13 protein-coding genes and 1 tRNA gene are annotated in these 16,034 nt (G+C 46.6%); 10 read left to right on the top strand and 4 right to left on the bottom strand.

Annotated features, from left to right (window positions below; genetic code table 11):
• The 10 genes from BM334_RS11860 to BM334_RS11815 all read left to right on the top strand — a co-directional run bounded on the left by BM334_RS11860 (nucleotide 1) and on the right by BM334_RS11815 (nucleotide 10,643).
• Nucleotides 1–1,527 (top strand): efflux RND transporter periplasmic adaptor subunit, encoded by a 1,527-nt coding sequence (locus BM334_RS11860; RefSeq protein WP_092841987.1) that lies wholly within the window; start codon nucleotides 1–3, stop codon nucleotides 1,525–1,527.
• Nucleotides 1,520–4,645: an efflux RND transporter permease subunit gene (locus BM334_RS11855; protein WP_092841985.1), complete on the top strand. Its 3,126-nt coding sequence runs from the start codon at nucleotides 1,520–1,522 to the stop codon at nucleotides 4,643–4,645. Before BM334_RS11860 ends, BM334_RS11855 begins: the two co-directional genes overlap by 8 nt.
• A gap of 99 nt (nucleotides 4,646–4,744) precedes the next feature.
• Nucleotides 4,745–5,113 carry a hypothetical protein gene (locus BM334_RS11850; protein ID WP_092841983.1) on the top strand — a complete coding sequence of 123 codons (369 nt, stop codon included), beginning with the start codon at nucleotides 4,745–4,747 and terminating at the stop codon, nucleotides 5,111–5,113.
• Between the two features lie 96 nt (nucleotides 5,114–5,209).
• Nucleotides 5,210–5,548: a P-II family nitrogen regulator gene (locus tag BM334_RS11845; protein WP_092841981.1), complete on the top strand. Its 339-nt coding sequence runs from the start codon at nucleotides 5,210–5,212 to the stop codon at nucleotides 5,546–5,548.
• A gap of 57 nt (nucleotides 5,549–5,605) precedes the next feature.
• Complete coding sequence (locus BM334_RS11840) at nucleotides 5,606–5,977, top strand: cation transporter (protein ID WP_055437796.1); 372 nt, start codon at nucleotides 5,606–5,608, stop codon at nucleotides 5,975–5,977.
• 27 nt (nucleotides 5,978–6,004) lie between these two features.
• Nucleotides 6,005–6,463, top strand: coding sequence for an ATPase (locus BM334_RS11835; protein WP_092841979.1), 459 nt, complete (start codon nucleotides 6,005–6,007; stop codon nucleotides 6,461–6,463).
• Between the two features lie 79 nt (nucleotides 6,464–6,542).
• Complete coding sequence (locus tag BM334_RS11830) at nucleotides 6,543–8,804, top strand: heavy metal translocating P-type ATPase (protein WP_092841977.1); 2,262 nt, start codon at nucleotides 6,543–6,545, stop codon at nucleotides 8,802–8,804.
• A gap of 37 nt (nucleotides 8,805–8,841) precedes the next feature.
• Nucleotides 8,842–9,195, top strand: a complete 354-nt coding sequence (locus tag BM334_RS11825; RefSeq protein WP_034732779.1) for a cupredoxin domain-containing protein — start codon at nucleotides 8,842–8,844, stop codon at nucleotides 9,193–9,195.
• An 18-nt stretch (nucleotides 9,196–9,213) separates the two neighbouring features.
• Nucleotides 9,214–9,987 carry an IS3 family transposase gene (locus BM334_RS11820; protein WP_126801853.1) on the top strand — a complete coding sequence of 258 codons (774 nt, stop codon included), beginning with the start codon at nucleotides 9,214–9,216 and terminating at the stop codon, nucleotides 9,985–9,987.
• Nucleotides 9,988–10,076: 89 nt separating this feature from the next.
• The gene (locus BM334_RS11815; RefSeq protein WP_092841972.1) at nucleotides 10,077–10,643 is read left to right on the top strand and encodes a hypothetical protein; all 567 of its coding nucleotides are present in this window, start codon (nucleotides 10,077–10,079) and stop codon (nucleotides 10,641–10,643) included.
• Between the two features lie 249 nt (nucleotides 10,644–10,892).
• Here BM334_RS11815 and BM334_RS11810 read toward each other — a convergent pair.
• The 4 genes from BM334_RS11810 to BM334_RS11795 all read right to left on the bottom strand — a co-directional run bounded on the left by BM334_RS11810 (nucleotide 10,893) and on the right by BM334_RS11795 (nucleotide 16,023).
• A tRNA-Val gene (locus tag BM334_RS11810) sits at nucleotides 10,893–10,969 on the bottom strand.
• A gap of 116 nt (nucleotides 10,970–11,085) precedes the next feature.
• Nucleotides 11,086–12,642, bottom strand: coding sequence for an AbgT family transporter (locus tag BM334_RS11805; RefSeq protein WP_092841970.1), 1,557 nt, complete (start codon nucleotides 12,640–12,642; stop codon nucleotides 11,086–11,088).
• 235 nt (nucleotides 12,643–12,877) lie between these two features.
• Complete coding sequence (locus BM334_RS11800) at nucleotides 12,878–14,365, bottom strand: class I adenylate-forming enzyme family protein (RefSeq protein WP_092841968.1); 1,488 nt, start codon at nucleotides 14,363–14,365, stop codon at nucleotides 12,878–12,880.
• The gene (locus BM334_RS11795; RefSeq protein WP_092841966.1) at nucleotides 14,362–16,023 is read right to left on the bottom strand and encodes an isovaleryl-CoA dehydrogenase; all 1,662 of its coding nucleotides are present in this window, start codon (nucleotides 16,021–16,023) and stop codon (nucleotides 14,362–14,364) included. The genes BM334_RS11800 and BM334_RS11795 overlap by 4 nt, the downstream gene beginning before the upstream one ends.
• Between the last annotated feature and the right edge of the window lie 11 nt (nucleotides 16,024–16,034).

The raw sequence follows: 16,034 nt of genomic DNA, 5'->3' as shown, positions 1-16,034 counted from the left end.
ATGAAAACAGTCACCAAATCTCTTATAAGTTTAGCTGTAGGCTTTGCAGTTGGCGCTGGCGCTATTGGCTATGTAATGCAATCGACTGAAGTGTCTGATCGTTCATCGGGCAATGCAGAAAAAGAGCCGTTATATTGGGTGGCTCCGATGGATCCCAATTATCGTCGAGACAAACCAGGCAAGTCTCCAATGGGGATGGACCTTATTCCTTACTATGGCGATGATGCAGAAGAGAGTTCACCTGGTACGGTGAGAATTGATCCCGACGTTATTAATAACCTTGGGGTTACAACTGCAACCGTCACGTCCTCGAGACTCAACCTAGATATCGAAACAGTTGGCTATGTTCAGTTTGATGAGGACCGAGTATTAACAGTAAGTCCTCGTGTTGAAGGCTGGATTGAGAAGCTTTTCGTAAAAGCGGTTGGTAACTCGGTTAAAGCCGGCGAGCCTTTATACAGTATTTACTCTCCTGAAATGGTTAATGCGCAAGAGGAGCTTGTATTGGCCTCGCAAAGAGGTAATCAGGTGCTAATTGATGCCGCTGAAGAACGCTTAAGAGCTCTGCAAGTCTCTGAATCTGAGATTAAGAAGTTAAAAGAAACTCGTAAAATTCAGAAAACAATCACGGTAAAAGCAAAGCAGTCCGGGGTATTGGATAGACTGACTGTGCGTGAAGGTGCGTTTGTAACGCCGAGTATGAATTTAATGACCATTGCTCAACTGGATAAAATTTGGGTTATTGCAGAAGTCTTTGAGCGGCAATTGAACCAGGTTGAGGTAGGCAATGACGTTCAAATGAACCTTGAGTATGCTCCAGGTAAAGAGTGGCAAGGAAAGGTTGATTATGTCTATCCGTCACTCAACTCTAAAACTCGGACGGGACAAGTTCGAATTCACTTCGACAACCCGGACGGTTTTTTAAAACCGGGCATGTTTGCGAATCTTAACATTAAGGCTGGTTTAGGCGACAAAAACTTAATCATCCCTAAAGAAGCGCTTATCCGAATGGGTGATTCGAACCGAGTTGTCCTGGCACTGGGTGATGGGAAATTTAAATCAGTTAATGTTGATGTTGGGCGGTTAGGGAGCTCGCGAGTTGAAATTTTATCGGGTCTCATGGCAGGTGATGACATCGTTACTTCAGCTCAGTTTTTGATTGATTCTGAGTCCAGTAAGTCCTCTGACTTTAAGCGCATGCAACATGACACGCATGTTGATAACGAGAGCCATGGCAGCATGTCAAGTGACACAGCACCTCAAGCTGTCTGGGTTGAAGCAACCGTTAAAAATGTTATGCCTCAGCACTCGATGGTTACGCTGGAGCACGGTGAGATTTCTGAATGGGACTGGCCTGCAATGACGATGGACTTCGATGTTGCTTCGGATGTTGAACTTTCTCAGCTTAGCACGGGGTTATCCTTGCATGCGGAAATAACGCAAGTCGGGAAGCAACAGTACCAGCTCACATCGATTCATATTCCTGAGCAAAAACAAGTGACAGAGCAGGAGCATAACCATGATTAAGTCAGTCATTCGATGGTCAGTGAGTAACCGTTTTTTCGTTCTTCTGGCGACATTAATCCTCGTGGGTGTTGGTGCTTTTGCGGTTAAGAATACGCCCGTAGACGCACTGCCGGACTTGTCGGATGTCCAGGTGATCATTAAAACCAGCTATCCGGGTCAAGCGCCGCAGGTGGTAGAAGATCAAGTAACCTATCCATTAACAACCGCTATGCTGTCTGTCCCCGGCGCTAAAACCGTCCGTGGATATTCGTTTTTCGGCGACTCCTATGTGTATGTCATTTTTGACGAAGATACAGACGCTTACTGGGCGCGTTCGCGAGTGCTGGAATATTTGTCTCAGGTTGCTCCGAAACTGCCTTCTAATGCAAGACCGCAATTAGGTCCTGATGCAACAGGGGTTGGTTGGGTGTATTTGTATGCCTTGGTTGATCGCACGGGTAACCACAATTTGAGTGAGTTACGCAGTATGCAGGATTGGTTTTTAAAGTATGAACTGCAAACGGTCGAGGGGGTTTCGGAAGTTGCCGCCCTCGGCGGGATGGTAAAGCAGTACCAGGTGAAAGTGGATCCGGAGAAGCTGCGCGCATTCAATATTCCTCTTGCTCACATACAAAATGCTATCCAGCGAGGCAATCGGGAAGTGGGGGCGTCGGTGGTTGAAATGGCGGAAGCTGAGTATATGGTCCGGGCCTCAGGCTATATTGATAGTGTGTCAGACTTAGAGAGTATCCCGCTTGGCGTTGATGAAAATGGCACGCCATTATTGCTTAAAGACGTTGCTGATGTGGGTGTGGGCCCCCAAATGAGACGCGGTATCGCCGAACTCAACGGTGAGGGAGAAGCCGTGGGTGGTATTGTGGTAATGCGTTTCGGAGAAAATGCCCAAAAAACGATTGATGGCGTTAAACAAAAGTTGGAAGAATTAAAGTCTGGGCTACCAGAAGGTGTCGATATAGTCACTGTCTATGATCGTTCGGGGCTTATCTCGGATGCCGTGGAAAGTCTCTGGAAAAGTTTAATAGAAGAACTCGCTATTGTCGCGTTTATCTGTGTGATATTTCTCTTCCATGTCCGCTCCTCGCTGGTTGCCGTTATCAGCTTGCCTTTGGGTATTTTAACCGCGTTTATTGTCATGTATTGGCAAGGAATTAACGCGAATATTATGTCACTTGGAGGGATCGCAATCGCTATTGGCGCTATGCTCGATGGTGCCATCGTCATGATTGAAAATATGCATAAGCATATGGAAAAAACGCCACTGACAGCAGAGAACCGCTGGCGGGTGGTTGCCGCCTCTGCTTCAGAGGTGGGCCCTGCTCTTTTCTTTAGCTTGCTCATTATTACCGTCAGCTTTATGCCGGTATTTACCTTAGAAGCCCAGGAAGGGCGGATGTTTTCTCCGCTTGCTTTCACGAAAACTTACGCAATGGCAGCCAGTGCAGCCTTAGCGATTACCGTTATCCCCGTGTTGATGGGATATTTTATCAGAGGAAAGGTAACACCTGAGGGGAAAAACCCGCTTAATCGGTTATTGATCGCCGGGTATAAACCGCTTTTAAAAGGCATTTTGAAATACCCCAAGACAGCAGTTGGCGGAGCGCTTGTTATCCTGGCCGTTGGTGTCTGGCCGATTGACAAAATTGGTAGTGAATTTATTCCAGATTTGGATGAGGGCGATTTGATGTATATGCCCACTACCTATCCCGGATTATCAATTGGTAAAGCAAGGGAGCTGTTGCAGCAAACCGACAAGCTCATAAAAACGGTACCGGAAGTGAAGACGGTTTTTGGCAAAATTGGTCGAGCGGATACCGCCACTGATCCGGCACCCCTAACGATGATTGAAACCTTTATTCAACTGAAACCGAAAGATCAGTGGAGAGACGGTATGACCACTGAGAAGTTGAAAAAAGAACTGGATGCGCTTGTAAAGTTTCCGGGGCTGACCAATGCGTGGGTTTACCCCATTAAAACTCGCATTGATATGTTATCGACAGGTATAAAAACGCCGGTAGGTATAAAAGTTGCCGGAGCTGATCTTAATGAAATTCAGAAGATCGGTCAGCAGCTTGAAACGATACTTGATGATGTCGATGGTACGGCTTCTGTTTATTCAGAGCGAGTGGCTGGTGGACGCTATGTCAAAGTCGACATAAAAAGAGAGCAGGCTGCACGTTATGGCTTGAACATTGAGGATGTTCAGCAGGTTGTTGCCACGGCTATTGGCGGAATGAATGTTTCAGAGACCATTGAAGGGCTTGAACGTTACCCAATAAACTTGCGCTACCCTCAAGATTACCGTGATTCGCCGGAAGAATTAAAGAAGCTACCTTTAGTTACGCCAAACGGGCAGCGTATTAGTTTGGCGGATGTGGCTGATGTCTACGTTGAACTTGGACCGCCGGCAATTAAAAGCGAAAACGCAAGACTTAATGGCTGGACTTTTGTCGACATTGAGGGAGTTGATGTCGGCACTTATGTTGAAAAAGCAATGAAGGTTGTAGAACAAGAACTCGAGTTGCCAGCAGGGTATTCAGTTACCTGGTCCGGGCAGTACGAATATATGGAAAGGGCAAAGGAAAAACTGACTTACGTGATTCCGTTAACGCTCGCGATTATTATCGTTCTTTTATATATGAACTTTCGAAACGCTACAGAAATAGCCATTATATTGGGAACTTTGCCTCTCGCATTGGTGGGGGCAATCTGGCTAATGTATCTTTTAGATTATAATTTCTCAGTTGCTGTAGCGGTTGGTTTTATAGCTCTAGCAGGTGTCACTGTAGAAATAGGAATACTAATGCTGACTTACCTAAACCAGTCCTATAATGAATATGAAAAAAGTCAGTTAGAGCATGGTAAAGCATTAACGAAAGAGGGTCTCTCTCTTGCCGTAATGGAAGGGGCAGGACTTCGTGTTCGCCCCGTCATGATGACGGCCGTTTCTACAATTGCTGGTTTATTGCCTATAATGTTTAGTACAGGGACTGGGGCTGAGGTGGTTAGTAGAATAGCGGCGCCAATGGTTGGAGGAATGATCAGCGCTGTTATCTTAACCTTGCTCGTATTACCTGCTGTTTACTATTTGTGGCGAAAGAAAGACGTTAAGGTTAGATGATACCTTACTCTGTAAATATCACCTGCGCATCTTTGATCTCGATCAATGATGTGCAGGGGGTAGTATGCTAATTTATAGCATGGCAATAGGAGCGCACATATGTTTCAAGCAAAATTTTTAGTTGTGCTTATGTTAGGAATAGTGATACAGCTATCCTTCCCAGCCGCTCCTCCTTATAACAATGCTTCCAATGTACAGCACGAAAAAAGTGTTAGCCATATGGATGTTAGCAACGAAAGCAAAGATAACTTTCATTGCGATGAAAGTGAGCAATCTATCATTGACGACTGTTATTGCTGCGTAGCTGATAAATGCTCTATGGATGAAGAGTGTAACTCTGCGAACTCACCTCTAGTATTTATTCAATTCGACACCTCGATAAACTCTCCTAGCAACTTGCCACATCCCTTGTCTTATAAAGGTGATGTGAAGCAAATACTCTTCGATATTTACTACCCTCCGAAATAGCACTACTAAATTACAACTCTAGATTTTCTCGAAATTTAAGTAACTAGACTAAACACAGTCCATAAGCTATATGTTTTAGGGCTTTTAGGGGGGTATATGAACCTATCTAAAATTACCGCTATTTTTGATCAACTTCGACAAGACTCAGTGGAAGAGGCTCTCATCGGCCGTGGCGTTAGCGGCTTTACGCTGCTTCCTGTGCGAGGACGGGGTTACTACTTCGATAGCTATAACGATGATCACTTAGTTGATCACGTACAGCTTGAAGTTTATGTGAACAGTGATGATGCGCGTGATGTTGCCCTCTTGGTAGTTGAAGCGGCCCATACTGGGGTATCTAACGAGGGATTAGTTTCTATCTCGCCAATCGATGAATTGTTCTGGGTTCACGATAAACGAGCAGCCACTAATAAAGAGCTTTCGTTACAAAGTTAACACCGAGCAAATGTTGCCTGAAACGTATTGGTAGTTTTAATTAACAGGACAGTATTGATGTCAAATAACGATCATAGAGCCGGAGTGCGGGAAATTAACTTAGTCAATCGCACATTAAAGCTAAACACTGAGAGTGTGAAAAAAGTTCGCGAAGCGATTAACGAAATCGATCGCTTGGTTGGTCTCGATAGCGTTGCCTATGACTCTGAGCGTAACTTGTTATTGGTAGCTTATGATGCCTCTAAAGTGGATCTCAATGTTATAGAGGAAAAGCTCAGGAAGTTTGGTGTTGAAATAAATAGTGGGTGGTGGACTCATCTGAAAGAAGAGTACTACAAGTTTATTGACCAAAATATTAAAGATAATTCGGAACATACACCGTGGAGTTGTCACAGAAGTCCGCCAGTTAACAAAAGCAAACGAAAGTAACGATTAATTATAGGTAAGGAGTAAAAAATGCAAATAGAAACAATCAAAGATGTGCTGAGTTGGACCGTTGATTTCCACAAAAACCTGAAGGAGTGTGTTACTCACTGCTCTAAACAAAACCAAGATGAACGAGCTCGGATGATTCTAAACTACGTGTCGGGTCATGAGGCTAGCTTAGAGCGAATGGTCGAAGGTTTTTTGAGTACAGCAAACCGAAATGCATTAGACACTTGGTGTTATGACTATATTGGGAAACATCCCATCGTTGAGCATGGGCACTGCGATTCGCCTTTTAAAGAGTTAGATACCGATCACATTATGGAGAAGGTTGTAAACCATCATGAGCAAGTCATAGAACTGTATGAACACCTATACTCCCGTGTTGATATAGATAGCGCAAAAGAGCTGCTAGAAACGGTAAAGAACGTTGAAGAAAATGAAATTAAACGAATGGTGCAAACTGCGAATCGATTTTCGGATATGTAGTGAGTGACGGTTTTATCGTTGGTACTTTACGGGAAATAGCTGTTGCTTGGCTTTTTTCCCATCAATAAGGAGCACTGGTATGGGTGTGAAAACTGAGGACGTTCGTAGTCGTTCCATTGAGGAACTCATTATCGAGGGAGCCGGTTGCGCGAGTTGTGTTGGCAAAATCGAGAGTGCACTAAAGTCTGTATCCGGTGTGGAAAATGCAGAGATGAACTTTGCGCAGCGAACAGTCAGTGTGACAGGAACAGCAAGTCCGAGCGCTTTAGTGAAAGCGGTAGAGAAGGCGGGGTATAGCGCTAAAGTAGCCACTTCCCAAAGTGGCGATGATGCGTTGGCAGAAAAAGAGCAAGCCGACTGGGCTTATTATAAGCGACTGATGCGTGAGATGACCGTCGCGCTGTCGTTAGGTGTACCCCTAATGATTTATAGCCTTTTTGGTGGTGAAATGACGGTGACCACTACCTCAGAACGTGTGACATGGTTAGTCGTAGGTATTCTAACGTTAGGTGTACTTTATTTCTCTGGCAAACATTTCTTTGTTGGTGCCTGGCAGTCCCTGAAAAATCATTCCGCTAATATGGATACGCTGATCGCGCTTGGTACTGGTACAGCCTGGTTGTATTCCATGGTGGTTGTAATCGTTCCACACCTAGTTCCGGAAATGGCGCGTCACGTTTACTTTGAAGCGACTGCGATGATTATCGGTTTGATCAATCTGGGGTTGGCACTTGAACTGAAAGCTCGTGGGCGCACGTCCGAAGCCATAAAACGTCTCATTGGTTTGCAAGCCAAAACAGCTAGGGTGATTCGTGACGATAAACAATTGGATATCGCCATCGAAGACGTACTCGAGGAGGACGTAGTACGTGTTCGTCCCGGAGAAAAAATCCCTGTTGATGGAAAAGTTATAGAGGGAAGTACCACCGTTGATGAATCTATGCTAACGGGTGAACCCATGCCCGTGGAAAAATCAGTTGGTGATGACGTTGTGGCGGGCACGATAAATAAAAGTGGTTCCTTTTTGTTTCAAGCGACAAGAGTCGGAAAAGATACAGCACTTGCTCAAATTATTAACATGGTGAAACGGGCGCAAAACTCTAAGCCCCCAATCGGTCGTCTTGCCGATATTATTTCAGCTTACTTTGTGCCAGTCGTTATGATTATCGCTGTTATCAGTGCTCTAGCTTGGCTTAACTTTGGGCCTGAGCCGGCACTGGCCTTTGCTGTGGTATCAGCGACCACTGTCTTGATTATTGCTTGCCCTTGCGCATTAGGCCTGGCGACGCCTATGTCGGTAATGGTGGGTGTAGGAAAAGCCGCAGAGGCAGGTGTGCTGATTCGCAATGGCGAAGCATTGCAAACAGCGTCGAAAGTATCGGCTATGATCCTGGATAAAACGGGCACCATTACACTTGGTTCTCCTAAAGTCACCGACGTATTAGTAGCGAGTGAGTACGATGAGCAAACAGTACTGCAACTTGCAGCCACACTTGAGTCTGGCTCTGAACATCCGCTGGCACAGGCGATAGTTGAATCAGCTCGGGAAAGAGGAATTGAAACAACTAAAGTCTCAAACTTCAATGCGATTGCTGGCCATGGCGTGGAGGCTAAAGTAGACGGGAAGTCCCTCCTTTTCGGTAATGAAAAGCTGTTGCGTGAACGTCAAGTTGAGCTCGGTAACTTTGTTGAAAAAGCCCAAGAATTAGCAGCTGAAGCTAAGACACCAATGTACTTTGCTGTTAATAATGAATTGGCTGCAATAATTGCAGTTGCTGACCCAATAAAAGACGACTCCGTAGCCGCCATTAAACGTTTGCAAGATAACGGTGTGCGAGTCGTAATGCTTACTGGTGATAATCGCGCGACTGCACAAGCGGTTGCTGAAAAAGTAGGAATTAAAGAATTTTTTGCCGAAGTTCTGCCGGAAGAAAAATCAAAAAAGGTTCAGGAACTGCAGATGGAAGGCGAAATTGTTGGTATGACGGGAGACGGTATTAATGATGCGCCAGCGCTAGCTATTGCCAATGTAGGCTTCGCTATTGGCACTGGGACGGACGTTGCTATTGAAAGTGCCGATATTACATTGATGCGTGGGTCGTTACATGGGCTTGCCGATGCGATCGCGGTGAGCAAGGCCACGCTGCGCAATATTAAGCAAAACTTATTTGGTGCTTTTATTTACAACGTAGCGGGTATTCCTTTTGCCGCAGGCGTTCTGTACCCGTTTTTGGGAATGCTATTGAGCCCGGTTATTGCTGGCGCAGCAATGGCTTTTTCTTCTCTTACGGTAGTGAGTAACGCTAACCGGTTACGCTTTTTCAAAGCCAAGAAACATTAACGCACCTTCTAACACTGACGCATTCAGGAGAATAAACATGTTATTCATTAATATTGCTGGTATCACTTTGATCGCGCTGATCGTCTGGTGGTTTTGGCTTTACAAGCCCCAGCAGCTGAAGCTGGGAGAAGGTGATTTGGTGATTGCCGTCGAAAACGGTATCTACTCGCCTTCGAGAATAAAAATACCTGAAGGTAAACCGGTTGAACTTAAGTTCCTGCGGAAGGATCAATCGCCTTGTTCTGAAACTTTGCTCATTCCCAAGCTAGAAATAAGTGAAACGTTGCCTTCTAACAAATTAAAGCAAATTCAAATACCAGCGCTGGAACCCGGAGAGTACGACTTTCATTGCCAGATGCAAATGTATCGGGGAAAGCTAGTTGTCGGTTAAATGGCTTAAAATGGGGGGATTACACAACAACTCGCGCAAAAAATTAAGCAGTTTTGGATAGAGAGCGGTGGTTTTCATGGCTACCGCAATATCTATATGGACTTTCGTGATGCCAACCAATATTGCGGCCGAGATCGGATCTTACGCTTAATGCAAAAAGAAGGCATCCGTGCACAGCGGGGTTATAACACGCCCAGAGGCTACTACGGCGGTAAGACCGATATTGTTGCCGATAACGCGTTAAATCGCGAGTTTAACGTCGAACACCCTAATCAATGGTGGGTGACGGACATCACTTACATTAAAACACATGAAGGCTTTCTTTTTTTGGCAGTCGTCATGGACTTATTTGCACGTAATGTCGTTGGTTGGTCGATGAGCGACCGAATGACGGAATACTTGGCCATGCAAGCCATTACAGCCGCTTATTGGCGACGAAAGCCGCAGCAACAAGTCAGTTTGCACTCCGATCAGGGATCTCAGTATTCCAGTCGACAGTTCAGAAAGTTACTCGATGCATACAATATTAAAACCAGTATGAGTCGACGTGGTAACTGTCATGAAAATGCGGTTGCTGAGAGCTTCTTCAGTAATTTAAAGAAGGAAAAAATACGCCGTCGTATTTATCCAAACCGGGCTGAAGCCAAGCAGGCAGTGTTTCATTATATTGAGATGGTTTACAATCCAACTCGACGTCATACAAAAAATAACAGAGTGTCGCCAAACAACTTTAAGCGTGAATATTTTAAACGGGTAGAAGGTGTCTGGAAAAATCAGGCCTTACCACATTAGGCGACGAGCTGTTATGGGAACAAGTTTTAACAAACCTTAATGGTAAAAAGTACCTTTGGTTAATAACTAGTGATAGCGATTTTTGCACTATGCATAATAGTGAGTTATATCTAAATGCTTTATTAATGCGAGAGATTAAGACACTACCAAATTCTCCCGAGGTTTTTCTTTTTGATAAGCTAGTTGAAGGTATTCAACACTTCGCGAAGAATAACAACATTGATCTTGATATTGAGTTAACAGAGGATGAATTAGACGAAATTACGGATGAGGAACAAGCGCTAATTATTGCGGACCAAATCCGTGAATTTAACGAAAGATCAAGCATCGGCATTGCTCAATCCATTGCTAGTCAAATGGCGGCATTGAATGATTTTGAATCATTTAAAAATAGCGTGACTGCTCAAAGTCAATGGGGTGGTGATGTGTATCGGGCATTGCAAGGTCAACTAGCATTCCTAAAAGAACATAGCGCCATAAAAGACATTATGAAAGCTCAAAGTCTATGGAATGGAGAGGCGCAGCGCGCGGCAGCAGCGTTAGAAATGGCTATACGAGATAATCCTGAAGCGCAAAAAAGTGCTGGGAAGTTGCAAGCGAAAGCTCGAAAAATCTCTAAAAAGCCACCTGATGCAGAATCAGATTCGGAAGAATGAATTAGTTGTCGAATAAACAATGCAAATTAACTTATTAGCTGCATAATTATTCATCCTTAGTTGGCAATTGTCACCAGTACATTTAAAGAATCAAAGACAGTCGCTTTTAAGGTATGAAATCAAACATGGTCACGGTTTGGTCACCATTTGGTCACAAGCCCCCAAATGGTCGCAAAAATGCACAAAGCATCAAGCCAACCAACACGGCTACAAGTCAATAAATTCAAGGGGTTTAAAACGAAAGGAAGATGGTGCGTCCGAGTAGACTCGAACTACCGACCCCTACCATGTCAAGGTAGTGCTCTAACCAACTGAGCTACGGACGCACATTGTATTGCTGACGTTCGCGAATGCGAACGGGCGCTATATTAGTCATTACGCTGCGGTGGTGCAAGTGGTTTTTGCGCCACCGCGTTTCAATTGCGTAAGTTTCAACCAACCGTTAAAAGCCCAGTGGTATGCCGAAGCTGAAGAACGCGACCAAGAGGGCTGTCCATACCACCATGAAGGCCAACGAGTATGGCACCATCATGGCAATCATCTCACCAAAAGTAAGCTGCGGATTATACTTACGCATGAAGGCCAAGATAATGCCTGCGTAGCTCATCATAGGGGTGATGATATTGGTTGACGAGTCGGCTACGCGGAAGGCCGCGGCGACTAAATCTGGCGTCATTTCACTATTTACCAAATACAGCATAGGAATGAAAATAGGCCCTAAGAGCATCCATTTTGAGGTTAGGCCACCAACAAAAATGTTAATAATAGCCGTGACAATAATAAAACCAATAAGTAGCAATACTGGGAAGCTTTGAAGGCCCAGGTTGGTCAACAGCGTGGCGCCAAGGTAGGTGATGTATGCGCCAAGGCCACTGTGGCTTAATACGCCTAAGAAGTTATAACAGAAGAAGGTGAGCACCAAAATGTAGCCCATGGTGTCCATTTGCTTAACCATGGCTTTTACCACGTCTTGCAGTGATTTGAAGTTGCCACTAGCTACCCCAAAAGCCACACCGACGGCAATAAACACAAAGGTAATAAGCAAGATAACGTTATTTAAATATGGCGTTACCGTGGCGCCTTGCGCGTTTTCATAGGGCGCCAACGGGCCAACTGCTAGGCCGTAAATGGCAATTAACGCCACCACTAATGCAATACCTGCGGCACGTAGGCCGCGCTTTTCTGCTGGGGAGACTTCGAAGTCGCCTAATTCAAGCTCTTTTGGAATGGTGTAGGGTTTTTGCTCTAGCCGTGGTTGTACGAATTTTAAGGTTACCCAAGCGCCAACACCGCCAAGAATAAAGGTTGAGGCCAAAATGAAGTAGTAGTTCATGGTGGCTGGTGTGAGGGCTTCGCCAGCGGCATTTACAAACGGAATGCCTTGTGACTCAGCGAATACTTTAGCATTTACGCCAATAATGACATCAATGGGGGTTGCCGGAATTAAGTTGGCACTGAAGCCCGCAGAAACGCCTGCGAAAGCGGCGGCCATACCGATCAGTGGGTTTTTACCAAGCCCCGCGTATAACAGGCCGGCTAATGGGATAAGAATGAGGTAGCCGGCGTCGGTTGCGATAGAGCTCATAATGCCAATAAATACTAAGAACAGTGGCAACCAGTTAAGTGGTAATCCGCGTGATACTTTTTTCAAAATCGCTGCGAATAAACCAGAGTTTTCAGCAACGCCGACACCAAGCATAACGATTAAAATAACGCCTAGTACGCCGCCGCCAAAACCGAGCCAGTTGGCAAGTAACGCGTTGTCGAATAGCCATACGACGTTTTCGGTGGCGAGCATGTTACGAATTTCGTATTCAATGGGCTGGCCGTCGCCGCCGTATGTGGTGAAGCTTAAGCCGCCAATGGCCCAGGTGAGCAGTAGGGCTGCTGCTAAGAAATAGATAAAAATAATAACGGGGTCGGGAATACGCTTGCCGGCGCGTTCGACAAAAGCGATAAAGCCGCCTGTTTCGTTGGCTGGTGTTGGTTTGGATGACACGGGAGTTTCCTATCTTTTTATTTTTATTGGTGCGGTGATGGTATTAAAGATTGGTTGTGGTGTCGAGGGTTACAGCGCTGCGCGCTACCCGGCGTGAAACGCCGGGCTACGGTGATGGGTTACAGCGCTGCGCGCTACCCGGCGTGAAACGCCGGGCTACGGTGATGGGTTACAGCGCTGCGCGCTACCCGGCGTGAAACGCCGGGCTACGGTGATGCGCGGGCCGGGCTACGGGTTAGCGCAGTTGGTGTTTGAGGACTTTGCCGTTGGCGTTATGAGGCAGCTCGTCCATAAATGCGTATACGCGTGGGCATTTGTAGTCGGCGAGGCGTTCAGCTACGTGCGCGCGCAAGGCTTCTTCTTCAATGGCTTCGCGCAAGACCACGCATGCTTTAACGGTTTCTCCCCATTCGTCGTGCGGCACGCCAATGACAGCGGCTTCAAGCACAGCAGGGTGGCTTGCTAAAGCGTCCTCAACTTCACGAGGGTACACGTTAACGCCGCCGCTAATGATCAGATCTTTAATACGATCTTTAACCCAATAAAATCCGTCATCGTCGCGCAGACCAATATCGCCGGTACGTATCCATCCGTCTTCAGTAAATATGTCTTGAGTGGCTTGCTCGTTGCGCCAATATTCGGTCATGACACCTTCACCGCCAATGTGAATTTCCCCAGGCTCGTTGTTAGCACAAATGTCGCCACTTTTGTTGACCACCCGTATCTCGGTAAAAGCAGCTGCTCGTTGGCCTACAGAGCCGGCTTTTTCCGCATGTTCATTAGGTAGCAACAGACTGCCGGTTGGGCCTGCTTCGGTTAGGCCATATACGCAGTAAAACTGGTCGCTACCGAATGCCTGCTGTACGCGTCGGGCATGGTCGCCGGCCAATGGTCCACCACCATAAATCCAGTGGGTCATACTGCTTAAATTGGTTTTTTGTATGGCAGGGTGTTGGGCGGTGAGCAAGTAGGCTACAGGTGCGCCAAAAAAGTGGGTGGCGCGTTCTTGTTGCACTAGGTTTAGCAAAAGATCAGGGGTAAATGTGGGGGCGACTATATGCGTGCTGCCAATTAGCGTACCGCCAACTAAGGTCAAGTTTAATGGGGCTGAATGGGTAAATGGCATTAACGATAGTAATCGGCTCTCCGGGCGGTAGTGCATTTCGGTGGCAAACATCATGCCGACAAATAATAGTGCTTTGTGATTGAACAATACGCCTTTTGGTCGCCCGGTAGTGCCTGACGTGTAAAGCAGGGTTGCTGGTTCAAACAATGCTTGCTGATCGAGTTGAGTAAACGTTCGACCGCTGCTGTATTGCGCTACATGTTCAATAATGTTGTTAATAACCAGGCTAGTTAGTTTTAGTTCGGAGCAGGCTTTAAGCGCATGGCTACTCGTTAGGTCGCAGGTAATAACCAAATTTGCATCAGCATTTTCAAATATGTATGCCAGTTCAGAGGCGGTTAATTTGACGTTTATCGGCGATACGATAGCGCCTAGCCGTTGAATTGCGAAATGCGCGACAATAAAGGTGTAGCTGTTGGGCAGCACCAAGCACACCCGATCACCGGCTTTTATATGATGGTCGCAGGCAAGATGCTCGGCAAACTGATTGACGTGTTGCTCGAGTTGTTGCCAAGTAGCGCGCAGTGAGCCATCAATCACGGCTTCATGGTTTGGATATTTGCGCGCATTGCGGGCAACGTAGGCTGGAATAATCATGCGAAGCTCCGGTTAATAATATTTGTTAAGTTTAGGCCGCTAGGCAAGCAACCGTAATTGGCGGTGGTATGAGCGTTGAGTCGGCTGGCACAAAACGCATCGGCAACCTCGTTCGGTGCGTGCTGTAACAGCAGCGCACCTTGCAATGCCAAGGCCATATGGTCGGCGAAATGACGTGCTTGATATTGCCATTGGTCTGCTGGAGTTCGGCTAAAGCTGGCTTTAAGGTTATTTACAAAGGCGTCAAAGCGCTGATCGGTACCGCCGGCGCGCGCCAGTTCATTAAAGTATGCTTCAAGCACTTCAGGTTCTTTTTGAATAGCTCTAAGCATATCAAGGCATTGAACATTGCCGCTGCCTTCCCATATCGCGTTGACGGGTGATTCGCGGAATAGCCGCGGCATCATGGTATTTTCCATCACGCCCATACCGCCAATAACTTCCATGGCCTCGTAGGCATGTTGCGGTGTTCGTTTGCAAATCCAGTATTTGCCGATAGGTGTGGCAATGCGTGCTAGTAAGCGCTCGTGCTCATTGCTTTGCTGGTCCATTGCTCGAGCCAAGCGCATGGTTAAGGTCATGGCAGCTTCACTTTCTAGCGCTAAGTCGGCTAATAGGTTTTGCATGAGGGGCTGGTCAACTAGGTGAGCGCCGAAGGCTTGGCGATGCCTAGCGTGGTGAATAGCTTGCACAGTGGCTTGACGCATGCCTGACGATGAACCAATCATGCAGTCATAGCGGGTCATAGAAACCATTTCTATAATTGTGCGGACGCCACGGCCTTCTTCGCCAACCATCCACGCCAACGCGCCACGTAATTCGCACTCACTGGAGGCATTAGCGACGTTGCCCATCTTGTTTTTTAATTGCTGAATTTGTAGTGCATTTTTAGTGCCGTCTGGGCGCCAGCGTGGCAGTAAAAAGCATGATAGGCCCTTGTTTGTTTGCGCCAGAACTAAGAAGGCATCGCACATTGGTGCTGAAACAAACCACTTATGACCAACTAACTCATATGCTTCGCCAGGACCTTCAGCTGCTATAGGGTGAGCGCGCGTGCTATTGCTGCGCACGTCTGAGCCGCCTTGCTTTTCAGTCATTGCCATTCCAATGGTGAGCCCGCGTTTCATGCTGTCGGGTACGTTTCGGCTATCATATTCGGGCGCCATTATTTTAGGACCAAATTTAGCCAGTAAATCGGGTTGATGTTGCAAGGCAGGAATGGCGGCAAAGGTCATGGTGATAGGGCAGCCATGAGCAGCCTCTACTTGGGTGTGCAAGTAGTATTTGGCGGCACGCGCGACATGAGCACCCGGTTTGGGAGCAGCCCATGGGCTGGCATGTAAACCTTCAGTTATCGCAATATCCATTAGCTGGTGATAGCTGGGATGAAAGTCGATTTGATCAACGCGGTTGCCAAAACGGTCGTGGGTAACAAGCTGCGGCTTATTGATGTTGGCCGCAAAACCCAGCGCGATGCGCTCAGGTAGCCCGCATTCAGCGCCAAAGCGCGCAATGTCTTGTTCAGCCCAGCTAGCGCCTTCGCGCTTTACCGCTTCTTGCAATGCTTTATCTTCGGCGTAGAGGTTATAGTTTTCAAGCTCTGGTGGTTGGTTTTCTACCGTGTGGGTTTGAGCGAGATACTGGTCTGGAATAGTCATTTTTGTTCTCC

The sequence above is a fragment of the Pseudidiomarina donghaiensis genome (genome assembly GCF_900116895.1).
In the GTDB taxonomy this organism is placed as follows: Bacteria; Pseudomonadota; Gammaproteobacteria; order Enterobacterales; family Alteromonadaceae; genus Pseudidiomarina; species Pseudidiomarina donghaiensis.
This window is presented reverse-complemented; position numbering and strand designations above follow the sequence as displayed.